Genomic DNA, 22,763 nt, shown 5'->3' with positions numbered 1-22,763 from the left:
TTTGACAGGGTTTCGCGGGTATTCAGGCGAGGCTGCGGGTGATTCCCATCGCAATGCTCACGGCGATGAACAGAATCAGGAACCCCAGGTCCAGCGAAATGCCGCCGAGCCGCAGGGGCGGGATCAGCCGGCGGAGCACCTTCAGGGGCGGGTCGGTGATCGAGTAGACAGTGTGCGCCGCCACCAGGGCGGCCCCGCGGGGCCGCCATTCCCGGGCAAACATCTGCACCCAGTCAAAGACCAGGCGGATGATCAGGGCGACAAAAAAGAGCAGGAGGGCGAGATAGACAAGTCCGAAAACAATTCCCATGACTTAACTCATATCTCCATGTCAGTTGTGATTACCGCGGCGTTGTGCCGGTTCTTCTGGTCTATTTCAGCACAGATGCCAGGCAGGTGTCCCTGCCTGGCATCCGGTGCGGCCTTGCCGGTCAGCTCTGGTTGAAGAAACTGGCCTGGGTGTCGCTGGCTTTTTTGTCATCGCCGATGACTTCAACGTACGACGGCGAGAGCAGGAAGACCTTGTTGGTGACCCGTTCGATGCTGCCGCGGAGTCCGAAGACCAAGCCGGCGGAGAAATCGACCAGGCGCTTGGCGTCTGCCTCGCCCATGTCGGTGACGTTCATGATCACCGGAATGCCGTCCCGGAAGCTCTCACCGATGAGTTTGGCATCGTTGTAGGAGCGCGGGTGGATGGTGGTGATCTGCCGGAGCCCGGTAATTTCCTCGCGGCTGGACGCCGCACGCTTGATGGGTGTCACAGGGGCGCGGTATTCCTCTTCGGGGCTGTAGGACGCTTCCCGGCTGACTTCGCGGACCGGTGCGGGCGCACGGCGTTCCTCGCGGTCTGCTTCCATGGGTTCGTCCTCATCCTTACGTGTGGTCTGGTGCTCGGACTCGTAATGCTCATCGCCATCGGCGAGCCCAAGATAGATCATTGTCTTGCGCAGAGCGCCGGCCATGGTCGACTCCTATTTCGTATGTCCCGGATGCGGGCCGCCCAATGGTTTGACAGCACTGGAGTCCCCGCCGATCACTTCCAACAGGATCGACGCTACCCCACCGCGGGACGTGTTCCGAGAATATCGGAGCCGATCCGCAGGTGTGTCGCCCCGAAGCGGATGGCCGCCTCGAGGTCCTGGCTCATGCCCGCTGAAATGCCCGTGGCGCCGGGGTGCTGCGCCACCAGCCGGGCGGACACGCCGGCAAGTTTTTCGAAGGCCGATTCCGGCTGGCCACCCAGCGGGGCAACCGCCATCACGCCTGCCAACCGGAGGCCTTCCGCTGCCGCTATCCGGTGGGCCAGTTCCGGAACGTCGGCCGGGTCCGCTCCGCCGCGGTGCGCGCCGGCGTCCTCCTCCAGGCTGACCTGGATGAAACAGTCCAGGTCCGGGCGGGGCGCACCATCCTGCGCGGCCGTATTCTGAGCAGTGGCCATGGCCTTTGCCAGGGCATCCACCAGCTGGACCCGGTCCACGGAGTGCACGGCGGCTGCGTAACGGGCCACGGATTTGGCTTTTTTGCTCTGGACCTGTCCCACAAAGTGCCAGGTGAGGCCACAGTCCGCCAGTTCGGCGGCTTTGGCGGCCGCCTCCTGGTCCCTGTTTTCGCCAACGTCCCGGACCCCAAGGGCTGCCAGCCGGCGGACGTCCGCGGCCGGGTGGAATTTGGTCACCACAATCAGGCGGGGCGGCCGGTCCTGCCGGCCTGCGTCGGCGGCAGCACGCGTTATCCGGGCCTGGACGGCTGCCAGCCGGTCCGCCAGTTCAAGGGAACGGGGGTCGGCCCCGTGGGGTGCGGATTCAGTCATGGCTCCACACCACCCCGGCGAACCGTCCGGTCTTTTGGTTGCGCCGGTATGAGTAGAGGGATTCCGTCTCCAGGGTGCAGGGGCCGGTGTAATCCACCGGAACGCCGGCAGCTTCAAGCTGGCTGCGCGCTCCGGCCGGAAGGTCAAGGGCCGGGGTTCCCCAGGAGGTGGTGCCCGCGGTGGCGGGGACTGCGGCGGCCACCTCATCGCGGAGCCCGGCCGGCACCTCGTAGCAGTGTCCGCAGATTGAAGGGCCCAGCCAGGCACGGATGCCGGTGGCGCCCAGGGACCGCATGCTGTCCACGGCTTTTGGCAGGACACCGTTGGCGATTCCAGGCCGGCCGGCGTGGACGGCGGCAAGGACCGGACCGGCCGGCGAGGTTCCGGCCAGGAGCACGGGAATGCAGTCCGCCACCATCACGGCCAGCGGCACCCCGAGCGAGACCATGGCATCGGCGTCGGGGGCCGGGCCGCCGGCGGCCATCACGGCCACGGTGGAACCGTGGACCTGGTTCATGAACAACAGGTCCTGCGGCGCCACGCCCATGGATTGCTCCAGGTGGGCGCGGCGGCCGCGGACTTCGTCGGGGTGGTCCCCCACATGCAAAGCCAGGTTCCCGGCGCGGACATCCGTGAATGCGGCGGAAACACCGGGCAGGATGTCTGCACGCCAGAGGAACAAGCCGGACCCTACTTCAGGAAGTCGGGGACATCCAGGTCATCCGAGCGGCTGCCGGTCATGTCCGGCTCCACCACGGACGGCAGGTCCACGTCGAAACCGGAGTCGGCCGGGACGGCGCTGGGACGCTGCTGGCCCCAGTTGCCCAGGCCGGCAGCGCCGACGCCCGCGTGCACGGGCTGGACGTTGGTGTGGTGGTTGCCGGCGGTGGGCGCCTGGGCGGGTGCGGCAGCGGGGGCTGCCGGGCGCTGCGGGGCGACCTGGGCCTGCGACTGGTCCATGGACGGCGAGGTGGCCTTGACGTCGTCGAAGCCGGCCGCGATGACCGTAACGCGGGCTTCGTCACCGAGGGCGTCGTCGATGACGGCGCCGAAGATGATGTTGGCTTCGGGGTGTGCCACTTCCTGCACCAGGCGGGCTGCCTCGTTGATTTCGAACAGGCCGAGGTCGGAGCCGCCCTGGATGGAGAGCAGCACGCCGTGGGCGCCGTCGATGGATGCTTCCAGCAGCGGCGATGCGATGGCCAGTTCCGCGGCCTTCACGGCGCGGTCCTCGCCACGGGCGGAGCCGATGCCCATCAGCGCCGAGCCTGCACCCTGCATCACCGACTTGACGTCGGCGAAGTCGAGGTTGATCAGGCCGGGGGTGGTGATGAGGTCGGTGATGCCCTGGACGCCGGACAGCAGCACCTGGTCAGCGGAGCGGAAGGCGTCAAGCACCGAGACGTTGCGGTCGCTGATGGACAGCAGGCGGTCGTTGGGGATCACGATGAGGGTGTCGACTTCGTCGCGGAGGGCGTCGATGCCGGCCTCGGCGGAGCCCGCACGGCGGCGGCCTTCGAAGGTGAACGGACGGGTCACAACGCCGATGGTCAGGGCGCCCAGGGACCGCGCGATGCGGGCCACTACGGGCGCGCCGCCGGTTCCGGTGCCGCCACCTTCGCCGGCGGTCACAAAGACCATGTCCGCGCCGCGGAGGACTTCTTCAATCTCGTCGGCGTGGTCCTCGGCGGCCTGCTTGCCCACCTCGGGGTTGGCGCCGGCGCCAAGGCCGCGGGTGAGTTCGCGGCCGACGTCGAGCTTGACGTCGGCGTCACTCATCAACAGCGCCTGGGCGTCCGTGTTGATGGCGATGAATTCGACACCACGGAGGCCCACATCGATCATGCGGTTGACTGCGTTTACGCCACCGCCGCCGATGCCGACGACTTTGATGACGGCCAAGTAGTTCTGCGGAGCTGCCACGTTACGTGTCCCTTGTTCGTGTCTTTTTTGTTCGTGTGTACTGCGAAGTTTGCTGCGAAAGCTGATGGAGGACTTGAATCCTGAAACCTTAACCTTCGTGTTGAAGGTTATAGTTATGTCAAGTAACTCATGTCTGGAACGGTATTTCCTCTGGTTCCCACATTCAATAACCGGGTCCGCGTGTCGGATTAATACCCGAAAGAAAGCGCCTCATCGCGTCACGGGGTGGCGCGGGACACTGACGTCATAGACCTTGACCGGGTTTTTGGGATCCACGGGGGCCTTCAGCAGGGCAGCCAGGACCTTGGCTTTGAGCTCCTTCTCCGACGCGTTGCCCCACACAATGGTCTGGCCGTCCACCAGCTTCAGTTCCACCGCGTCCACCGACTGGGCGGACGCGTTGGAGAGCTTGGCCAGGACGTCGGCGGGCAGCGCCGCCAGCACGTTGGCGGTGGCCAGGAAGAGGTCCTGGCCGATGGTGCCCGCTCCCCCGTCGATCACGGGCAGGGCGACGGACGCGGGGTCGGCTGTGGTGGCCAGCCGGACGCCGTCGACGTCCACCAGCTGGTACTGCTCGCCCTGCTTCACCAGCGCCACGGGAACCCGCTCACGGACTGTTACGGCAAGGCCCGACGGCGGCCGGGCCAGGATGGCGACGGATTCCACCTGCACCAGTGGTTCCAGCAGCCGGGAAACTTCTTCCTTGCTGATCTGGGGCAGCGGTTTGCCCTGCAGCGGTGACAGGGCGGCCTGCACCTGGTCCGGCGCCAGCAGCTTGGTCCCGGACACGCTGACCTCGCGGAGCGCCAGGATCGGGGAGTAGATGGCTGCGGCCAGCACCACGGCCACCAGCACAGCGATGGTGGACGCTGCCACCAGCAGGTTACGGCGGCGCCGCTTGCTTTTGGGCTCCGGGAACGCCACCACGTTGGCAGCGGTTCCTGCACCGTTGGACTGGTGCCGCGCACGCCGCCAGCCAGGCAGCGCCAGGCGTGCCGCCCGGGCCGGCTTTCCGGAACCGGGTGCGGCGGGCACGGGCGCGCCGGGCACGGAAGCGCCCGGAGCGGGGAGGCTCCGGGAGGCCGAGATGATGTCTGCAGCGGGCTTGGCCGCTGCAGGCCGAACTGCCTCCTGCTGGCCGGTATCCTCCTGGCTGCCGGGGTCGGGGCGTCCGGCAGGGCGCCCCGGGTTGCCTGGGCCGCCGGCCCGGTTCGCAGAGGTGTAGGTGAGCCGGCGGGAGCTAGGCACGCAGGGCCTCGACAATCCGGGCACCGTACGCCGTGACGTCGCCCGCACCGGCGGTGAGCACAATGTCACCGGGAGCCGCGGCGGCCGCCAGGGCAGCGGCGGCATCGGCTGCTTCAACCAGCCGGCCGCCCGGGCCCAGGTGGTCCGCGATCAGCTGGCTGGTGACACCCGGGATGGGGTCCTCGCGGGCCGGGTAGATGTCCAGGACAAGCGCCGTGTCGGCGAGGTTGAGCGCCCCGGCGAACTCGGCAGCGAACTCGCGGGTGCGGGAAAACAGGTGCGGCTGGAACAGGACGTGCACCTTGTGGGCGCCCGCCACGCTCCTGGCCGCCGTCAGCGCCGCCCGGACTTCGGTGGGATGGTGGGCATAGTCGTCAAACACACGCACTCCCCCGGCTTCGCCCTTGAGCTCGAAGCGCCGGGAAGCGCCGGCGAAGTGGCCCAGGGCCGAGGCCGCGGCTGCGGGGTCCACGCCCAGCTCCAGGGCCACCGCGAAGGCTGCCGCCGCGTTCAGGGCGTTGTGCCTGCCGGGTACCTGCAGGGCCAGGTCGAACCGGCCGGCCGGGGCAGACACGGACACCTGGCCGGGACCGCCGTCGTGCAGCTGCAGGTCCGCCTCCGCGCCGGTGCCGTAGAGGAAAACCCGGGTGTTGCCCCGCTGCCGGGTCCGGTCCGCCAGCGCCAGCGCACCGGCGTCGTCCGCGCAGGCGATCAGGACGCCGTCCGCCGGCAGCAGTGCGGTGAAGCTGTCGAAGGAGGCGTAAACGGCCTCGGGCGTGCCGTAGTGGTCCAGGTGATCGGGCTCGACGTTGGTGACCACGGCGATCTGCGGCCGGTAGTTCAGGAAGGACCCGTCGGACTCGTCAGCCTCGGCCACAAAGATCCCGGACGAGCCGTGCGCGGCGTTGACGCCGAGTGCCGGGACGTTGGCGCCGATTGCGAACGTGGGGTCCAGGCCCGCGCCTTTCAGCAGCACCGCGACCATGGAGGTCGTGGTGGACTTCCCGTGTGTCCCGGCCACTGTCACCACGGTGTCCGCGCCCATGATGGCGGCCAGGGCCTGGGAGCGGTGCAGGACGGGCAGGCCGGCCTCCCGGGCGGCGGCGAGTTCGGGGTTATCAGCCCGGATGGCGGAGCCGGCCACAACCGTCTGGGCGTCACCCAGGTTGCCGGCCGCGTAGCCCACTCCGATCCGGGCGCCGGCGGCGGCAAGGTCCGCCATCACGGGCAGGTCCTTGGCATCGGAGCCGCTGACGGGTATCCCGCGGGCCACCATGATCCGTGCCACGGCGGACATGCCCACGCCGCCGATGCCGATGAAGTGGGTCCGGCCCAGGGTGGCAGGGCCGGTGGGGACGTCGATGCTCATGCGGAGACCGCTTCCAGGACGAGGCCGGCCATGCGCTGGTCGGCGTTGCGGATGCCAAGCTGGTGGGAACTGGCGGCCATGGCGGCCAGCCGTGCGGGATCGGTGGCCAGCGGGATCAGTTCCCGCTCCACCCAGCCGGGCGTGAAGTCCCGGTCAGGGACCAGGACCGCGCCGCCGGCCTTGACGAGCCCGGCAGCGTTGAGGGCCTGCTCGCCGTTGCCGATGGGCAGCGGCACCAGGACGGCCGGGACGCCAACGGCGGCTGCCTCACAGACGGTTGCGGCTCCCGAGCGGGCCAGCAGGAGGTCAGCGGCGGCGTACACCAGTTCCATGCCGGCCACGTATTCCACCTGCCGGTACCCGGCTGCAGCGAGGGGCTGCCCGGAGCTGCCTGCCACGGTCTTGCCGCGGCCGGTGATGTGCAGGGTCTGGATGCCGGCCGCAGCCAGTGTGCCGACTGCTGCCGCGATGGTCCGGTTGATGCTTTGCGCGCCGGAGGATCCCCCGGTGACGATGAGCGTGGGCAGGTGCGGGTCCAGTCCCAGCGCCGTCCGCGCATCGTGCCGGGCGGCGGCGCGGTCCAGGCCGGAAATTTCGGTGCGCATGGGCATCCCCACGTGCACGGCGTGGCGCAGCGGGGTGCCCTCGAACGCCACCGCGACCCGTTTGGTCAGCTGCGCACCCAGCCGGTTGGCCAGGCCGGGCCGGGCGTTGGCTTCATGGATCACAATCGGTACGCCCCGGCGTCGGGCTGCCAGGTACAGCGGCGTGCAGACATAACCGCCCACCCCCACCAGGACATCCGCCCCGGACTTGTCCAGGATCTCCCCTGCCTGCCGCACTGCGCCGGCCAGGCGGGCTGGAAGGCGCAGCAGGTCCAGGGAGGGCCGCCGCGGAAACGGCACCCGGTCAATGGTGGCAAGTTCCACGCCGGCGGCGGGTACCAGCCGGGTTTCCATCCCGGCGGGGGTACCGACGGCGAGGATGGCCGCGCCGGGCGAGGCGGCCCGGAGGGCAGCGGCGATGGCCAGGAGCGGGCTGATGTGGCCGGCAGTACCGCCACCCGCCAGGACGATGGATGGGTTTGTCGGAGTCATCGGTGGTTAGGCACGCTTCCTTGCAGTCTTCTTTTTGGCGGCGGTGTCTTTCGCCGTTTTGGCCTTCAGCTTCAGCATCCGGCGGGGCCGGATGGCGGGCGCCATCTGTTCCCTCGCCAGGGAGAGCACCACGCCGATGGCGCAGAGTGACATCAGCAGGGCCGAGCCGCCGTAGGAGATGAACGGCAGCGGCACGCCGATGACGGGCATCAGCCCGGTCACCACCGACATGTTGACGGTGGCCTGGCCCAGCAGCCACACCATGATGGTGCCGGCCAGGACGCGGTGGAACATGTCCTCCTGCGCCACGACCACCCGGTAGATGGCGGCGCCGAGGATGGCGAAGAGGATGAGGACGACGACGGTGCCCACCAGGCCGAGTTCCTCGCCGATGATGGCGAAGATGAAGTCGTTGTGGGCTTCGGGGATCCAGCTGTACTTTTGCCGGCTCTGGCCCAGCCCCACACCGAACCAGCCACCGGAGGCCAGGCCGTACAGGCCGTTCGTGGCCTGGTAGTTGGCGTCGGTGCCGTTGGCGCAGGTCTCGCCGGTCCACCAGGACGTGATGCGGCACATCCGGTTGGAGCTCGTCACGGCCATCAGCGCGGTTCCGGCAGCTGCGGCCAGACCGGCGATCCCAAAGAGGTACAGGGGTACGCCGGCAAAGAACAGCGCCGCTGCCGCAATCATCATGATGATCATGGCGGTGCCAAGGTCGTTGCCGATCAGGACCAGCCCGATCACGATCGCGGCCATGGGGACGGCCGGGATGGCCACGTGCTGCCAGCGGCTGAGCAGCCTGCCCTTCATGGCCAGCACGGTGGCCATCCACAGCGCCAGTGCCAGTTTCGAGGCCTCTGAGGGCTGGAACGTGATGCCGCCCAGGTCGATCCAGTTTTTGTTGCCGTTGATTTCGCTGCCCACTACCTGGACCAGGGCCAGCAGGACCACCGCGGCGCCTACCCCTGGCCACGCCAGGCGTTTCAGCCACACCACGTTGATCCGGGAAAGTACAAACATGGTGAACATGCCGATGGCCGCGAACACCCCCTGCTTCAGGGCGTCGCCGTACGGCGATTTCCCGGCGGCAATGGATTCGACGCTGGACGCGGACAGGACCATCATGATCCCGATGGCTGTCAGGGCCAGGGTGGATCCGAGGATCAGGTAATACGTGGACCCGTTCCGGGACGTACCGGTACCTTCAAGGGCGGACCAGAACCTGCGGTAGGCGGACCGCAGCCGGCCGGGAAGGGATACCGCCGGACGGGCCGTGGCACCGGTTTTTGCCGCTTTGGGCGCTGCGCCCTGCCGGGTTCCGGCCGGAGACTGCCGGGCCTGGGGGTTCCGGGCATGGCTTTTTTTGGCCTGCGGCCGGGTGGGCGTGCTGACCATTGTTACTCCTCGCCGGTCCGGGCCTGCCCCTCCACCAGCCCGCGGACAGCTTCAATGAAGGCGCCGCCACGGTGAGCATAGGAAGAGAACTGATCCATGGAAGCAGCTGCCGGGGCCATCAGCACAGTGTCGCCGGAGACGGCCACCTGCGCTGCTGACGCGACGGCCAGGGACATCACCTCTTCCCCGGACACGGGGCCGGCCGGACCAGGGGTCCGCTCCGCCGCAGCAGTCTGCACCCCTTCAGTGTGACCCGGCAGCGCGGGGATCATGGGGACATCCGGCGCGTGTCGCCGGAGGGCCTCAACGAGGGCCGAGGTGTCGGTTCCAATGAGCACCACGGCCTTGAGCCGCTTCGCGTTCTCACGGACCAGGTGGTCATAGCTGACGCCTTTGGAGAGGCCACCGGCGATCCACACCACGTTGGTGAAGGCTGCAAGGGAGGCGGCAGCGGCGTGCGGGTTGGTGGCCTTGGAATCGTTGATCCAGAGGATTCCGTTCTGCCGGGCCACGGGCTGGATGCGGTGGTCACCGGGGACGTAGTCGCGGATGCCCTGGCGGACCGCCTGCTGATCCACGCCGTAGGCCCGGACCAGGCCGGCTGCGGCCAGGACGTTGGCCACCATGTGCCGGGGTGCAAGTTCGCCGAGGTCGCTCATGGAAGCCAGTTCCGCGGCGCTGTCCCTGCGCCCTTCGATGAATGCACGGTCCACCAGCAGCCCTTCCACCACACCGAGCATGCTGACGGCCGGCGTGACGGTGGTGAATCCCACGGCGCGGCAGCCTTCAACCACGTCGGCGTTTTCCACCATCCGTTCGGTTTCGATCTGTTCCGCGTTGTAGATGCAGGCTTTGACGGTGCGTTCGTAGACTTTGGCTTTGTCGGCCAGGTAGGAGCCGTAGGAGCCGTGCCAGTCCACGTGGTCCTCGGCGACGTTGAGGCAGACGCTGGCGATGGGCGACAGGGATTCGGACCAGTGCAGCTGGAAGCTGGACAGTTCAACGGCAAGGACGTCATATTCCACCGGGTCCCGGAGCGCGTCCAGGATGGGGGTGCCCACGTTTCCTACAGCGAGGGCCTTGAGGCCGGCGGCGCGCAGCATGGATTCAGTCAGGCCCACCGTGGTGGTTTTGCCGTTGGTGCCGGTGATGGCAAGCCAGTCAGCGGTCGTCCGGCCCTCGCGGACCCGCACCCGCCAGGCAAGTTCAACGTCGCCCCATACCGGAATGTGGGCGCGCGCTGCGGCGGCGAGCAGGGCCTGGTCGGGACGCCAGCCCGGCGAGGTGACAATCAGTTCCGGCAGTTCGCCGTCGATCCTTGGAATGCTGGTGACGGCGTCCTCACCCAGCAGGACATCCACCGCGCCCACGATCCGGAGCGTGTCGGCCTGGGCCAGGGCGGTTTCGCTGGTGGCGGCATCAACCACCACCACGCGGGCCCCGAGCTCGATCAGGGTGTCGGCCGCGGCGAAGCCGGAGACGCCGATTCCGGTGACGGCAACACGCAGTCCGGACCAGTCGGAGTCCCAGGAGACCAGGGAGTTGAGCCGGGGGGAAACGGTCACAGCAGCACGACCCATTCAGCGTAGAAGATGCCCAGGCCTACGGCGACGAACAGGCCGCAGAGGATCCAGAAGCGGACCACCACTGTGACTTCCGCCCAGCCCTTGAGCTCGAAGTGGTGCTGCAGCGGTGCCATCTTGAAGACACGTTTGCCGCCAGTGGCTTTGAAGTAGCCCACCTGGATGATGACAGAGAGGGTGATGATGACGAAGAGGCCACCGATGATGCCCAGCAGCAGTTCGGTGCGGGACAGGATGGCGAAGCCGGCAACGGCACCGCCGATGGCCAGGGAGCCGGTGTCCCCCATGAAGATTTTGGCCGGTGAGGTGTTCCACCACAGGAAGCCCACCAGGGCGGCGCTGAGGATGGCAGCCAGCAGCGCCAGGTCCAGGGGGTCACGGACGGAGTAGCAGCCGCTGCCGGCCTCGCGGGGCGAGCCGCAGGCCTGGTTGCTCTGCCAGATGCCCATGAGGGTGTACGCCCCGAAGACCATCACGGAGGCGCCCGCGGCCAGTCCGTCGAGGCCGTCAGTGAGGTTCACGCCGTTGGTGGCGGCGGTGACAATCAGGTTGGACCAGACCACAAAGAGGATGGCGCCAAGGACGGTGCCGCCGAACGCAAGGTCCAGCCAGGGCAGGTCGCGCACCAGGGAGATTTTGGTCGACGCCGGCGTCAGCCCGTTCTCGTCCGGGAAGTTCAGTGCCAGGACGGCGAAGATGATGCCCACCGCGGCCTGGAGGATGAGTTTGGCTTTGGCGTCCAGGCCCAGGCTGCGTTGGCGCGAGATCTTGATGAAGTCGTCCAGGAAGCCCACCAGTCCCATGCCCACCATCAGGAAGAGCAGGATCAGGGCGGACGCTGACGGTCCGGGCGAGTCGGGGTTCATCATCAGCATGATGAGATGCGTGAGCCCGTAGCTCAGGAGCACCGCCGCGACCACCACGGTGCCGCCCATGGTGGGCGTGCCGCGCTTGGTGTGGTGCGAGGTGGGTCCGTCATCACGGATGAACTGGCCGTAGCCGCGGCGCACCAGGAGCCGGATGAAAAGTGGGGTCCCTACGAGGGCGAACAGCAGGGCAAGGCCCGCACCGATCAAAAGTGCAATCACGGCAGAGTGCTCCTTTCATCGGCGTTTTGCTGGGTTTGTGGGGGTAATGCTATCCGATCGCCCAGATGGCGAAGCCCCACGCTGTTGGAGGACTTGAACAGGACCAGGTCGCCGGGTTTGAGTTCGTGGTTGAGCAGTTCGTAGGCCTCTTCGGCGTTTTCAGTGAAGATGCATTCGTCCCCCCAGGATCCTTCCTGGACGGCGGAAACGTAGAGGGCGCGGGCCTCCCGGCCCACCACCACCAGTCGGGAGATGTTGAGCCGGACCACCTGCGTGCCCACGGCCGTGTGCTCGCGGATGGAGTCCGGTCCCAGCTCCAGCATGGCGCCCAGGACAGCCCAGGTCCGGCGGCCCCGGCCCAGGTCGGCCAGGGTGCGCAGTGCGGCCCGCATGGACTCCGGGTTGGCGTTGTAGGCGTCGTTGATGATGGTGACGCCGTCGGCGCGTTCGGTCCGCTCCATGCGCCAGCGGCTGGCGGCTGACTGGCTGCCCAGGGACGCGGCAATGGCTGCTGCGGGGATTCCGGCGGCATGCGCGGCCGCGGCGGCGGCGAGCAGGTTCGTTACGTGGTGGGCGCCGATGAGCTGGCTGCTGACGTGCAGCGGGGCGTCTTCGCCGGGGAGCTGCAGCTCGAATTCCGGGTTGCCGGCGGCGTTGGTGTCGGCGTCGAGGGCCTGCACTGCGGCATCCGGCCGGCCTTCGGCGGAGAACCCCAGCACCGTGGCGCCGGTGCGGTCCTGCATGGCGGCGACCCGGCCGTCGTCGAGGTTGATGATGGCTGTTCCTGCGGCGGACAGGCCTTCGACCAGTTCGCCCTTGGCGCGGGCGATGTTTTCCACGCCGCCGAATTCGCCGGCGTGGGCTGTTCCCACGCCCAGGACAACGCCGATATCAGGCTTGACCATTTCGGCGAGGTAGCGGATGTGGCCAACGCCGGTGGCGCCCATTTCGATCACCAGGTAACGGGTGCCGGCGTCGGCGCGGAAGACCGTCAGGGGCACTCCGACCTCGCCGTTGAAGGAACCCTGCGGCGCCACGGTATTTCCGGCAGCGGAGAAGATTCCTGCCAGCAGGTCCTTCGTGGTGGTTTTGCCGGCCGAGCCGGTGATGCCAACCACCGTCAGTTCCTCGCCGGCGGCTGCGCGGGCAGCCCGGATCCGGCGGACAGCCTCGGCGGCCAGCGCACCCATCGCCAGGACGGCGTCCGCCACCTGGACCGAGGGGTACACCGTGCCGTCGGGGGCGACGGCGGGGCGTTCGACAAGGGCGAGGGTGGCTCCGGCAACAAAGGCCGCGCCAATGAAGTCGTGCCCATCAGCGTGTTCGCCGGGTTTGGCGACGTAGAGCGAACCCGGTGTGGCGTCGCGTGAATCCGTCACCACCGACAGCGGCGTGGTTCCGGGATCGGCGGCCAGGCGCCCGTTAGTGATGTCGGCGATTTCCGCCGCAGTAAGTGCAATCATGTCGGTCTAGGACTCTATCCGGTCGTCTTGGAGAACGTTGAATCCCCTGGCTGTCAAGGCGTTGCGCAGTTCCACCCTGTCGTCGAGGGCGATGTTGACGCCCTGGACCTCCTGCCACACCTCGTGGCCGCGGCCCGCGACAAGGATGGTGTCCTGCGGTCCGGCGAGTTCCACGGCGCGCCGGATGGCTTCGTCGCGGGGGTGGATCTCGAGGATTTCGCAGGGCAGCGAGCCGCCGTCGCGGGCGGCCACGGCGCCGGCCAGGACATCAGCCCGGATGGCTGCGGCGTCCTCGTCGTGCGGGTCGTCGTCGGTGATGATCACGGTGTCGGCGAGCCGGGCTGCGATGGCGCCCATGGCGGGGCGTTTCCCTTGGTCGCGTTGCCCGGTGGCGCCGAAGACCACAATCAGTTTTGCGCCTTCCTCCCCCGGGCGCACGGCCTCGCAGGCACGGGCCAACGCGTCGGTGTTGTGGGCAAAATCAACCACAGCCGCCGGACGTTCGGAGATGAGCTGCATCCGGCCCGGGACGGCAACGGTGAACGGGTCCCGGGAATCAAGGGCAGCCTGGACCGTGGCGGCGTCGACTCCTGAGGCCAGGACCATCACCACGGCGAGGGCGGCGTTGGCCACGTTGAATCCGCCCGGCAGGCCGGTGTGGACCTGGAGGGTGGCGTTGCCGGGGCCGGTGAGGGTGAAGTCGGTGCCCAGGCCGCGGGCTGTGGTGGCAGTGATGGTCCAGTCCGCTGCGGCTCCGGGGCGGGTCGCGAGGGTGGTTGTGGGGATGGCTGCCGTGGCGGCGAGCCGGCGGCCCCACTCGTCGTCCACCGTCACCACGGCCCTGCCGGCCCTGGCCGGGGTGAAGAGGTCGGCTTTGGTGGCGAAGTAGTCGTCCATGGTGTGGTGCAGGTCCAGGTGGTCCTGGGTGAGGTTGGTGAATCCGGCCACGTCGAAGCGGACCCCATCCACGCGCTGGAAGGAGATGGCGTGGGAGGACACCTCCATGGCCGCGGCTTCAAGGCCCCGCTCGCGCATGAGTGCCAGCAGGGCGTGCACGTCGGTGGATTCCGGGGTGGTGAGCAGGCTGGGGATGGGCTCCCCGCCGGCAACGATCTCGATGGTGCCGATCAGCCCCGTGGTGCGGCCCAGGGCGCGCAGCAGCGAGGTGATGAAGTAGGTGGTGGTGGTTTTGCCGTTGGTGCCGGTGACGGCGAACAGCTCGGGCGCGGTCCCGTCGGTGGGCTGGCTGCCGTAAACCATTGCGGACAGGGGTCCCACCACGTTCCGGGGATGGTGGACCACCAGGACGGGGACCGGAGTGTCGGCGGCGAGGGCCAGGAGCCTGGCGCCGGCGTCGTCGGTGAGGACGGCGGCAGCGCCGGCGTCGATGGCCTGGGACACAAAGTCCGCACCGTGCCGGGTGGCCCCGGGGAGGGCGACGTACAGGTCGCCGGCTTCCACGGCGCGGGAGTTCAACGAGACTCCGGTGACAGCCACGTCAGCGGAGGCGCCGGGTACGGCCACGCCCAGCGCGTCGCCGATGGTTGCCAGGCTGACCGGGACAACGGTGGAGGGGCGGAACGGCGACCGGCCGGCCTGCGGGTCCGGGGCCGGGCCGCCGGACGGGGTGAACTCTGACAAGGGATCTCCGATGGTGCTAGGGGTGCCCGCCGCGTTCAGGCCGGCCGGCCGGGCCGGCTGTTGGTGCCGGGGAATTACTTGGCGAACTGGGGCAGCCTTGCCGGCTCACCCGTGGACGGCTGGACGTTGTAGGTGCGCAGCGCCTGGCTCATGACGGACCGGAAAACCGGGCCGTTGGTGATGCCGTAGATGCTGCCCTTGGGCCGCTGCAGGACCACCTCAACAATAAACCGGGGATCGTCCATCGGCGCCATCCCCACCATCGAGGCGGTGTAGCCGCAGTAGCCGGACTTGCCGTCGTCGCACGGCGATTCCGAGGTGCCGGTCTTGGCGCCGACGCGGTAGCCGTCAATGCCGGCGTCCTTGATCTGGCCTTCGGTAACCGCGCTTTCCAGGATGTCCTGGACCTGCTGTGCCGTGTTGTTGGATACCACCTGGCGGGAGGGTTCGGCCGGAACCTTTTCCTCGGTCCCATCAGGGGAAACATAGGAATCGATGAGCCGTGGCTGAAGCATGACGCCGTTGTTGGCGATGGTCTGGAAGGCCCGGACGGTCTGCAGTGTTGACTGCGAAACTCCCTGCCCGAAAAGGACTGTGTATTCCTGCCGACCGTCCCATTGGTCGGCTGGAGTCAGGATGCCTGAGGCGGTGGCGGGCAGGCCGATATCGGGGGCTTCGCCGATCCCGAATTTCTTCAGCCAGTCGTACCGCTGGTCTTTGGACAGCTGCTGGCCGGCCATCACGGTTCCCGTGTTCATGGAGTAGCCAAGGATCCCGGCGAGCGTCCGCTCCTCGGTGCCGTGGGAGAAGGAGTCTGTGAATGTCTGCCCGTCCACGGTGTAGGAGGGCGGGAGCGTATATTCGCTCAAGGGGTTGGCTTTGCCCTCGTCAATGAGGGCTGCTGCGGTAATCATCTTCTGGACCGAACCCGGTTCGTAGGCGGCTGTGACGGAGCGGACGCCGCGGTCCTTCGCAGCCACCAACCCGGGGTTGTTGGGGTCGGGTGCGTTGGTGTCGGCCATGGCCACGAGGTTGCCGGTCTTGGCGTCCATCACAATGATGACGCCCCACTCGGCGCCCAGCTTGTCCGACTGGCTTTGGATGGCCTGCTGGGCGAAGTACTGCAGGTCCGAGTTCAGGGTGAGCTTGACGTCCTTGCCGTCCTCCGGCGGGGTCAGTTCGTCAAAGCCCACGGGAATCCGGAGCCCGTCTGCGCCTTCCTCGTACAGTCGTTTGCCGTCGGTGCCCTTCAGCAACCCGTCCTGGGTCTGTTCGATACCGGCCTGGCCGGTGGTTCCGTCCTGGAGGAAACCCACGATCCCGCCGGCCACGGAGCCGTTGGGATAAACACGCTTGCTGACACCCTGGCTGACAAGCCCGGGAATCTGAAGCTGGGAGATGCGGTCCTCGTCCTCGGGTTTGACCTCTTTGGCGACAACGTAGTACTTCTTGTCCCCCGTCAGTGCTTCCCTGACGGCAGCGGGTTCCATGCCAAGGGCGGTGGCGAGTTCGTTGATGCCTTGGTCCCGGCTGACGGTAACCAGCTTGGGTTCGCCGTCGACAGTATCCAGGCGCCGGAAGTTTTCCGTGGCGGTGTTCAGCACCTGGTCCACCACGATGTCATAGCGGATCACGCTGTTGGCAAGGACGGTCCCGTTGGAGTCCAGGATGCTGCCGCGTTCTGCGGGCAGGGTGGTCTGGGTCATGCGCTTGTCCAGGGCGGCCTCGGCGATACCGCCAACGTCCAGGCCCTGGACCAGGAAGAGCTTGCCGCCCACCACCAGGAGCAGGGCGAGCATGATGCTCAGGCCCAGCCGCAACCGTTTGGTGGCGTTGGGGGCTTTGCCTGCCAGTGCTTTTCCGGTCTTCTGCGCCACCTGCGATATTCCTTGCTGCTCGACCGTCGTGCCTGTCTGTCCTACGTTACTGCCCGGGGGCCTTCTGCTGGGGAGCCGGCACGGACCCGCCGTTCAACTCCACTTTCGGGGCGGCCGGCGCTGCCGCGGCGGGCTTCTCCACCGGCGCAACCGCGGCCGGTGCGGCTTCGGCAGGTTTCCGGCTCTCCAGCGGCTCACCCTTAGTGGCCGGCGGCACCACAATCAGCTGTCCGGCAACGGCCGGCGCCGGTATCACGGCACCTTCCGTGGTGCCCTTCACGGCCGGGGTGGCCTTACCCGTAACGGTGAGCGTGGACAGGTCGATCTGGCCCTGGACAGTGGAAGCCACCATGCCGAGGTCCTTCGCTTTGGCCGCAAGGTTCTGCGGCGCCTCGAAGTTCTGCACCTGCTGGGTCAGGTCCTGGTTTTCCTTGGTGAGTTTGCTCTGCGTGGCGCGCAGTTCCACCAGCTGGTACTGCGAGGTGGACACCGAAATGTTCAGGACCAGCACAGCCACCAGGGCAACGGCCAACAGTGCGAAGCAGAGGACCACAAACGGGGCCCGGCGTTTACGGGGCACCGTCCTGACCACTGAGAGCGGTGTGCGCTCCCGCCGCTTTTCGCCGGGCTTTGCAGCGGGCACGCCGGCGCCGGCTGACCTGCCGCTGACGGCGGGAAAGTTCTTGACGGCGGCGGTGCTCATGCAGCTCTCCTGGCTCGGATACGTTCCGCTGCCCGCAGTCTTGCTGAAGCGGCGCGGGGGTTTTCAGCGATTTCGACGGCGGTGGGCACCTCGGTGCCTTTGGTCAGGGTCTTCAGTTCAGGCTTGTGTTCCTCAAGTTCCACGGGGAAGCCGAGGGGCGCCGAGGATTTGGAACGGGACTGCAGGACGCCCTTGACGATTTTGTCCTCCAGCGAGTGGTAGGACATCACCACCAGGCGGCCGCCCATGGCCAGTGCATCGGCGGCAGCCGGGACGGCCCGTTCAAGCACTTCGAGTTCCTCGTTCACTTCGATCCGCAGAGCCTGGAACGTCCGCTTGGCGGGGTGCCCGCCCGACTTGGCCGCAGCGGCGGGGACCACGGAGCGGATCTGTTCCACCAGTTCGCCGGTGGTGCTGAACGCCTTGACGGCACGTGCGGCCACAATCCGGTTGGCAATGCGGCCGGCAAACTTTTCCTCACCCCATTTGCGGATGATCCGGACCAGTTCGTCTTCGCTGTAGTTGTTAACGACGTCGGCAGCGGTCTGCCCGCGGCTGGTGTCCATGCGCATGTCGAGGGGCGCGTCAAAGGAGTAAGCGAAACCCCGTTCGCGTTCGTCCAGCTGCAGGGACGAGACGCCGAGGTCCATCAGGATTCCGGAAACGTTTGCGACGCCGAGATCCGCCAGGACGTCCGCGATCTCGTCGTAGACGGCGTGGACCAGGTCGGTCCGGGCCGAGAAGGGAGCCAGCCGCTCCCCCGCCAGCGCCAGGGCCTCTTCGTCGCGGTCGATGCCGATGAGGTGAAGGTCCGGGAACCGCTGCAGCATGGCTTCCGAGTGCCCGCCCATGCCAAGCGTGGCATCGATGGCCACGGGCGTTTCGCCGCGGAGCCGGGCAGCTTCGAATCCGGGTGCCAACAAATTAATGCACCGGTCCTTGAGGACCGGCACATGGCGTTCGGACGTGGGCTTGGGGTGTTCGTTCATGCCTCGTCCTTTCTCGCCGTTGGTACTGCTGATTGCTTCTTGGTCTGGATCCCCATCCGCGCCTACCGTCCTGCCCGCCTGGCTCCGGGGAAGTGAGCCAGGTTGGCCGGTCGACGGGCCGGCTGGAGATCCCGATCAAGAAGCGTTCCTGCTGTCCGCCCGGGATCCTAAAGAATGCCCGGGATCGGATCATCAGTTTCGGAGAACGCTGTTTCCTTCTCCGCGAGGTACTCGTTCCATGCCTGGGCGTCCCAGATCTCCGCGCGGGATCCTGCACCTATGACGGCCAGTTCCCTGCCAAGACCTGCGTACTCCCGAAGCGCCGGGGGGATGGTGACCCGCCCCTGCTTGTCCGGTACCTCATCCGAGGCTCCAGAGAGAAAAACACGGATGTAGTCACGGGCCTGCTTGGAGGAAATTGGTGCCTCCCGCATCTGCTCGTGAACCCGCGCAAACTCCTTCTCGCTGAAAACGTAGATGCAACGTTCCTGGCCCCTTGTCAGCACCAGTCCGCTGGCAAGCTCCTCACGGAACTTAGCGGGAAGAATAACCCGGCCCTTTTCATCCAGACGCGGCGAATGTGTGCCAAGAAACATTGGCCCACCGCCTGTCTGCTGTCAGGAACTGCACATCCCCTATGTTGCAACTACCCTCTTATGTCCTCCACATTACTCCACTTTCCACCACAGTCAACGCAAAACGCTCCACCTGAGGGGTGGAACCGGGTCCCGTTGGCTCCACCTGCCGCGTTTTTGCGCCGGTGGTGCGAAGTGGAGGCTTCAGGGCACGGAGCCGGGCTGCGAACCGCTGGGAAGAGGCGTGGCGCGAACCGCTGGGAAGAGGCGTGGCGCGAACCGGCTCCGGAGGATCGCTGATCCGGCGCTTAAACGCCAAAAGGCCCGCCGAAGCGGGCCTTTTGCTGCACCCGCCGGATGGCGGGGGCAAAGTGGAGGGGACAGGGTGGCGGTGGCCAAACGTGGAGTGCCGGTCCTGGGACCGGCATACCGGCCTAGGGTTCGCCGCGGCGCCGTTCGTCCCAGCGCTCTTCGAGGCTGTTCATAAACGAGCTTCGCTGCTTCCCGGGCTTGGGGCTGCCTGCCTTGTTGCCGGCTTTGGCCGCGGCCGAGCTGCGCATCGTCGCGAAGTAGACACCGCCGCCCATAACGATGAAGCCCAGCACACCCAGAATGATGTTTTGCAGGGTCACGCCCACCAACAGCAGGAAGATCCCTGCCAACGTGCACAGGACGCCGATAACGACGTGCCTGGTTGACCAGGAGCGTCCTGGATCCGACCCCATGGAGTTTGCAAACTTGGGGTCATCCTCGTGAAGCTGCTTTTCCAGCTGCTCAAGCAGCTTTTGTTCGTGCTCCGACAGCGGCATCACGACCTCCTTTACTAGGCCAACGTCCGGTCTGGTCCCAGCCAGTACTCTGTATCCATCAACGACTGGGGTGCCTGGAATGTTCCCGCCGTGCCGTCGATGGCAGTAGCGGGGACCAGGCACGCAGCCCACGGAGCGGGAGCATGTCCAAGAGGGTCCGGCAGTAAGTCCATTCACTCAAAAACTATGTAGTAATAAGGATAGTTTGTTGGGGCCCGATCTGAAAGACGGCAATGACTTTCCAACCGGCTGCATCCCGGACAGTTAGCTTGCGGGTTCCCCACCGGCGTCCGGTTCCATCAATCGGGCCGGCAGGACGGACTTGTTGCCGAATTTCCGGGTGACCTGGTCCAGGACCTGTTCGGCCGCCCGCCAGTTGTCATCCCGGCGGTCAAAGCTCAATTGCAGCGACGTCCGTGCGGCATCCTCAAGCTGTTCCGCCCTGACCCCCACCAGCCTGACGGTCATGGGCCGCTCCCCCACCGATTCCAGCAGCTGCAGGGCCACCGCGTAGATGAGTTGCGCACTGTCGACCGGCGTTTGGACGGTGCGGCTTCGGGTGATGGTGGAGAAGTCGGCGAACCGCAGCTTCAGGGCGACAGTGCGGGCCACCATCCCCGCACTGCGCAGCCGGCCTGCCGTGCGGTGTGCCAAGCGCAGGATCTCCCGGTGGAGGAGGGCGTCGTCCGCGGTGTCCACGGCGAAGGTCTCCTCCGCGCCGATGCTCTTCTCCAGCCGCGTGGGGGTGACCGGGCGGGCGTCAATGCCCCACGACAGGTTGTGGACGTGTTCGCCGGTGGCCCCGAGGGTCCGCTTGAGGGTGGCCACTGGCGTGGCGGCCACATCCGCCACGGTCCTGATCCCCATGTTGGCCAGGACGTCGGCGGTCTTGGCGCCTACGCCCCACAGGGCGCCCACCGGAAGGCTGTGCAGGTAGGCCACGGTCTGGTCCGGGCCGATCATCAGCAAACCGTCGGGTTTGCATCGGGTGGAGGCAATTTTGGCAACGAACTTTGTTTCGGCGATCCCCACGGAGGAGGTGATCCCGAGCTCGGCGGCCACGCGGCGGCGGATCAGTTCGCCGATGCCCCGGGGCGGGCCGAGGCGGCGCAGGGCCCCAGTGACGTCCAGGAACGCCTCGTCCACGCTGAGCGGCTCAACCAGGTCCGTGACGGATTCGAAGATGGCCATCAGCTGGGCCGAGACCTCGTAGTACAGCTTGTGTCGGGGTTCAATCACCACGGCCTGCGGACACATCCTCATGGCCACGGCCATGGGCATTGCTGATTTGACGCCGAAGGCCCTGGCCTCGTAGGAGCCTGAGAGGACCACCGAACGTTCGCCGGGGAATCCCACGATCACCGGCCTGCCCACAAGTTCGGGCCGTGTCCGCAGCTCGACGGAAACAAAAAAGGCATCCATGTCCACGTGCATGATGCACTGGCGCCGGCGGCCCGTGGCGGCTGGCTGCACCGGCTGGTCCCTACCCTGTTGCTGCACGGCTGTAATCCTATCCGCTGGTACTGACTAAACTGGAGGCTGCATCCGGTATCAACACCAGGAGGAACGCCCCTGTGACGGTCTTTGGAAGACTTCGAACCACTGGCCTGGCCGCCGCTGCGGCCGGCGCCGCGCTGGCCCTGGCGGCCTGCAGCCCAACACCGTCGGGGTCCCCCGCTCCCAGCCCTTCCGATTCCTCGCCGGCTGCCGCCGAAACCGCTGCAACTGCGCCGCCCAGCCCGTCGGCGTCGCCCAATACCTCCGCCACCGTGGGCGCCCTGGTGGCGGGGTTCCCGCAGCAGCTGCTGCCCCTTATGCCGCAGGCCACTGTCCAGTCAAGCAGCTTCGACAAGGCCTCCACCCTGGCCACCGTTGGCCTGGTGGCCACCGTGAACGCGCCGGCTGCCGCCGTCGTGGATTTCTACACCAAGGCGCTGGAGCCGCAGGGCTTCAAAGCCGTCCCGGGCGATGCCGTCGCCGGCCAGCCGTCCAAGGACTTCGTGCGCGGCGACAACGAGACCGTTAACCTCTCCGTGGTGGAGAAGGCCGGCGTGAGCACCTTCACCATCGGCGCCAACGTCGCAGCCGGGTCCGCCAAGTGACGGCGGCCGAGCAGCTTCGCAATGAGCAGGCCGACTTCGTGGCGGCTGTGGCCGGGGAGCTGACAGCGTTCCTCACGTCGCGGCAGTCAGTGATGTCCGCCATCTCCCCGGACATCGACCCCATTATGGGGGCCATCTCCAACCTCGTCACCGGCGGAAAGCGCCTGCGGGCCCTCATGTGTTACTGGGGCTGGCGCGGCGCCGGCGGCGATCCCGCCGCCGCTGAGGTGGTCACGGCGGGAGCTGCGCTGGAGCTTTTCCAGGCCGCCGCCCTGATCCATGACGACATCATCGACCGGTCCGATACGAGGCGCGGCGGACCCAGCGTGCACCGCAGCTTCAGCCAGCTGCACGGTGCCCAGGGTTGGGCACTGGACAGCGAACGCTTCGGACAGGCCGCCGGTATCCTCGCCGGGGACCTGTGCCTTTCGTTCAGCGAGGAAGCCTTCACGGACATCGGCGAGCGGGCGGCTGCCGGCAGCCGGGCCAGGCTCATCTTCAACCTGATGCGCGCCGAGGTCATGGCCGGGCAGTACCTGGATATCCTCGAGGAGGTGGCCGGCCCGGTCCGGGACCGGGCCGGGGCAGTCAGCCGGGCGCACTCCATCATCAGGTTCAAGAGCGCCAAATATTCCACCGAACATCCGCTGGCCCTGGGCGGCGCCCTGGCCGGTGCGTCGAACGAGCTGCTGCGGGGCTATTCGGCCTTCGCGCTGCCGCTGGGTGAGGCCTTCCAGCTCCGCGATGACGTCCTGGGCGTCTTCGGCGATCCGCTGACCACCGGCAAACCTGCCGGCGACGACCTTCGCGAAGGCAAGCGGACGGTCCTGGTGGCCCTCGCCCTGGACCAGGCCTCAGAAGCCGAATCCGCGTTCATCGACTCCCGCCTGGGCAGCCAGGACCTTTCCGACGAAGACATCCTGGAGATCCGCAGGATCATTGAGGAGTCCGGTGCGCTGCAGGCAACCGAGGTGCTGATCAACGAATTCGGGGCGGCGGCTTTTGACGCCCTCGAGGCCCTGGACCTGGACGAGCTGCCCAAGACGGCGCTGCGGCGGCTGGCCGAGGCCACCGTCAGCCGCGCGTCCTGA

21 protein-coding genes are annotated in these 22,763 nt (G+C 67.3%); 2 read left to right on the top strand and 19 right to left on the bottom strand.

Annotated features, from left to right (window positions below; all coding sequences use genetic code 11):
* Positions 1 to 22: 22 nt before the first annotated feature.
* The 19 genes from QRN07_RS18160 to dinB form a co-directional block, all read right to left on the bottom strand.
* Positions 23 to 310: a YggT family protein gene (locus QRN07_RS18160; RefSeq protein ID WP_056598786.1), complete on the bottom strand. Its 288-nt coding sequence runs from the start codon at positions 308 to 310 to the stop codon at positions 23 to 25.
* Positions 311 to 431: 121 nt separating this feature from the next.
* Entirely contained in the window at positions 432 to 962 is a 531-nt protein-coding gene (locus tag QRN07_RS18155; protein WP_050684155.1) for a cell division protein SepF, read from the bottom strand.
* A 92-nt stretch (positions 963 to 1,054) separates the two neighbouring features.
* Positions 1,055 to 1,810, bottom strand: a complete 756-nt coding sequence (locus tag QRN07_RS18150; RefSeq protein ID WP_056598783.1) for a YggS family pyridoxal phosphate-dependent enzyme — start codon at positions 1,808 to 1,810, stop codon at positions 1,055 to 1,057.
* Entirely contained in the window at positions 1,803 to 2,492 is a 690-nt protein-coding gene (locus QRN07_RS18145; RefSeq protein ID WP_056598780.1) for a purine nucleoside phosphorylase YfiH/LACC1 family protein, read from the bottom strand. The genes QRN07_RS18150 and QRN07_RS18145 overlap by 8 nt, the downstream gene beginning before the upstream one ends.
* A gap of 8 nt (positions 2,493 to 2,500) precedes the next feature.
* Positions 2,501 to 3,733 carry a cell division protein FtsZ gene (gene ftsZ / locus QRN07_RS18140; RefSeq protein WP_050684152.1) on the bottom strand — a complete coding sequence of 411 codons (1,233 nt, stop codon included), beginning with the start codon at positions 3,731 to 3,733 and terminating at the stop codon, positions 2,501 to 2,503.
* 210 nt (positions 3,734 to 3,943) lie between these two features.
* On the bottom strand, positions 3,944 to 4,981 hold the full coding sequence (locus tag QRN07_RS18135) for a cell division protein FtsQ/DivIB (protein WP_285241823.1): 1,038 nt from the start codon (positions 4,979 to 4,981) through the stop codon (positions 3,944 to 3,946).
* Positions 4,974 to 6,350 carry a UDP-N-acetylmuramate--L-alanine ligase gene (gene murC / locus QRN07_RS18130; RefSeq protein WP_285241822.1) on the bottom strand — a complete coding sequence of 459 codons (1,377 nt, stop codon included), beginning with the start codon at positions 6,348 to 6,350 and terminating at the stop codon, positions 4,974 to 4,976. Before murC ends, QRN07_RS18135 begins: the two co-directional genes overlap by 8 nt.
* Positions 6,347 to 7,447 carry an undecaprenyldiphospho-muramoylpentapeptide beta-N-acetylglucosaminyltransferase gene (gene murG / locus QRN07_RS18125; RefSeq protein ID WP_050684149.1) on the bottom strand — a complete coding sequence of 367 codons (1,101 nt, stop codon included), beginning with the start codon at positions 7,445 to 7,447 and terminating at the stop codon, positions 6,347 to 6,349. The genes murC and murG overlap by 4 nt, the downstream gene beginning before the upstream one ends.
* Before the next feature lie 6 nt (positions 7,448 to 7,453).
* Positions 7,454 to 8,842: a putative lipid II flippase FtsW gene (ftsW, locus tag QRN07_RS18120; RefSeq protein WP_285241821.1), complete on the bottom strand. Its 1,389-nt coding sequence runs from the start codon at positions 8,840 to 8,842 to the stop codon at positions 7,454 to 7,456.
* A gap of 2 nt (positions 8,843 to 8,844) precedes the next feature.
* Positions 8,845 to 10,422, bottom strand: coding sequence for a UDP-N-acetylmuramoyl-L-alanine--D-glutamate ligase (gene murD / locus QRN07_RS18115; protein WP_285241820.1), 1,578 nt, complete (start codon positions 10,420 to 10,422; stop codon positions 8,845 to 8,847).
* Positions 10,404 to 11,513: a phospho-N-acetylmuramoyl-pentapeptide-transferase gene (gene mraY, locus QRN07_RS18110; RefSeq protein WP_050684146.1), complete on the bottom strand. Its 1,110-nt coding sequence runs from the start codon at positions 11,511 to 11,513 to the stop codon at positions 10,404 to 10,406. Before mraY ends, murD begins: the two co-directional genes overlap by 19 nt.
* Positions 11,510 to 12,976, bottom strand: coding sequence for a UDP-N-acetylmuramoyl-tripeptide--D-alanyl-D-alanine ligase (locus QRN07_RS18105; RefSeq protein ID WP_285241819.1), 1,467 nt, complete (start codon positions 12,974 to 12,976; stop codon positions 11,510 to 11,512). Before QRN07_RS18105 ends, mraY begins: the two co-directional genes overlap by 4 nt.
* A gap of 6 nt (positions 12,977 to 12,982) precedes the next feature.
* On the bottom strand, positions 12,983 to 14,617 hold the full coding sequence (locus QRN07_RS18100; protein WP_285241818.1) for a UDP-N-acetylmuramoyl-L-alanyl-D-glutamate--2,6-diaminopimelate ligase: 1,635 nt from the start codon (positions 14,615 to 14,617) through the stop codon (positions 12,983 to 12,985).
* 74 nt (positions 14,618 to 14,691) lie between these two features.
* Positions 14,692 to 16,494 carry a peptidoglycan D,D-transpeptidase FtsI family protein gene (locus QRN07_RS18095; protein ID WP_050684143.1) on the bottom strand — a complete coding sequence of 601 codons (1,803 nt, stop codon included), beginning with the start codon at positions 16,492 to 16,494 and terminating at the stop codon, positions 14,692 to 14,694.
* 46 nt (positions 16,495 to 16,540) lie between these two features.
* Positions 16,541 to 17,197: a cell division protein FtsL gene (ftsL, locus tag QRN07_RS18090; RefSeq protein WP_050684142.1), complete on the bottom strand. Its 657-nt coding sequence runs from the start codon at positions 17,195 to 17,197 to the stop codon at positions 16,541 to 16,543.
* Positions 17,194 to 18,186 carry a 16S rRNA (cytosine(1402)-N(4))-methyltransferase RsmH gene (gene rsmH / locus QRN07_RS18085; protein ID WP_285241817.1) on the bottom strand — a complete coding sequence of 331 codons (993 nt, stop codon included), beginning with the start codon at positions 18,184 to 18,186 and terminating at the stop codon, positions 17,194 to 17,196. The genes ftsL and rsmH overlap by 4 nt, the downstream gene beginning before the upstream one ends.
* 167 nt (positions 18,187 to 18,353) lie before the next feature.
* Complete coding sequence (gene mraZ, locus QRN07_RS18080) at positions 18,354 to 18,782, bottom strand: division/cell wall cluster transcriptional repressor MraZ (protein ID WP_285241816.1); 429 nt, start codon at positions 18,780 to 18,782, stop codon at positions 18,354 to 18,356.
* A 413-nt stretch (positions 18,783 to 19,195) separates the two neighbouring features.
* A complete protein-coding gene (locus QRN07_RS18075) occupies positions 19,196 to 19,570 on the bottom strand; it encodes an SCO2097 family morphological protein (RefSeq protein WP_050684140.1) in 375 nt (124 codons plus the stop codon).
* 264 nt (positions 19,571 to 19,834) lie between these two features.
* Complete coding sequence (gene dinB, locus QRN07_RS18070; protein WP_285241837.1) at positions 19,835 to 21,004, bottom strand: DNA polymerase IV; 1,170 nt, start codon at positions 21,002 to 21,004, stop codon at positions 19,835 to 19,837.
* A gap of 140 nt (positions 21,005 to 21,144) precedes the next feature.
* Here dinB and QRN07_RS18065 point away from each other — a divergent pair, with 140 nt between their 5' ends.
* Together QRN07_RS18065 and QRN07_RS18060 are read left to right on the top strand one after the other, a co-directional pair.
* Positions 21,145 to 21,672, top strand: a complete 528-nt coding sequence (locus tag QRN07_RS18065; RefSeq protein ID WP_050684139.1) for a hypothetical protein — start codon at positions 21,145 to 21,147, stop codon at positions 21,670 to 21,672.
* Entirely contained in the window at positions 21,669 to 22,763 is a 1,095-nt protein-coding gene (locus tag QRN07_RS18060; RefSeq protein WP_050684138.1) for a polyprenyl synthetase family protein, read from the top strand. Before QRN07_RS18065 ends, QRN07_RS18060 begins: the two co-directional genes overlap by 4 nt.

The sequence above is a fragment of the Pseudarthrobacter sp. MEB009 genome (genome assembly GCF_030208875.1).
Taxonomy (GTDB): domain Bacteria; phylum Actinomycetota; class Actinomycetes; order Actinomycetales; family Micrococcaceae; genus Arthrobacter.
This window is presented reverse-complemented; position numbering and strand designations above follow the sequence as displayed.

What these genes read in the sequence shown, in the direction of transcription:
- QRN07_RS18160 (WP_056598786.1), bottom strand. Translation starts at nt 310, where the DNA reads ATGGGAATTGTTTTCGGACTTGTCTATCTCGCCCTCCTGCTCTTTTTT.
- QRN07_RS18155 (WP_050684155.1), bottom strand. Translation starts at nt 962, where the DNA reads ATGGCCGGCGCTCTGCGCAAGACAATGATCTATCTTGGGCTCGCCGAT.
- QRN07_RS18150 (WP_056598783.1), bottom strand. Translation starts at nt 1,810, where the DNA reads ATGACTGAATCCGCACCCCACGGGGCCGACCCCCGTTCCCTTGAACTG.
- murC (WP_285241822.1), bottom strand. Translation starts at nt 6,350, where the DNA reads ATGAGCATCGACGTCCCCACCGGCCCTGCCACCCTGGGCCGGACCCAC.
- murG (WP_050684149.1), bottom strand. Translation starts at nt 7,447, where the DNA reads ATGACTCCGACAAACCCATCCATCGTCCTGGCGGGTGGCGGTACTGCC.
- ftsW (WP_285241821.1), bottom strand. Translation starts at nt 8,842, where the DNA reads ATGGTCAGCACGCCCACCCGGCCGCAGGCCAAAAAAAGCCATGCCCGG.
- murD (WP_285241820.1), bottom strand. Translation starts at nt 10,422, where the DNA reads ATGGGTCGTGCTGCTGTGACCGTTTCCCCCCGGCTCAACTCCCTGGTC.
- QRN07_RS18105 (WP_285241819.1), bottom strand. Translation starts at nt 12,976, where the DNA reads ATGATTGCACTTACTGCGGCGGAAATCGCCGACATCACTAACGGGCGC.
- ftsL (WP_050684142.1), bottom strand. Translation starts at nt 17,197, where the DNA reads ATGAGCACCGCCGCCGTCAAGAACTTTCCCGCCGTCAGCGGCAGGTCA.
- rsmH (WP_285241817.1), bottom strand. Translation starts at nt 18,186, where the DNA reads ATGAACGAACACCCCAAGCCCACGTCCGAACGCCATGTGCCGGTCCTC.
- mraZ (WP_285241816.1), bottom strand. Translation starts at nt 18,782, where the DNA reads ATGTTTCTTGGCACACATTCGCCGCGTCTGGATGAAAAGGGCCGGGTT.
- QRN07_RS18075 (WP_050684140.1), bottom strand. Translation starts at nt 19,570, where the DNA reads ATGCCGCTGTCGGAGCACGAACAAAAGCTGCTTGAGCAGCTGGAAAAG.
- dinB (WP_285241837.1), bottom strand. Translation starts at nt 21,004, where the DNA reads ATGCACGTGGACATGGATGCCTTTTTTGTTTCCGTCGAGCTGCGGACA.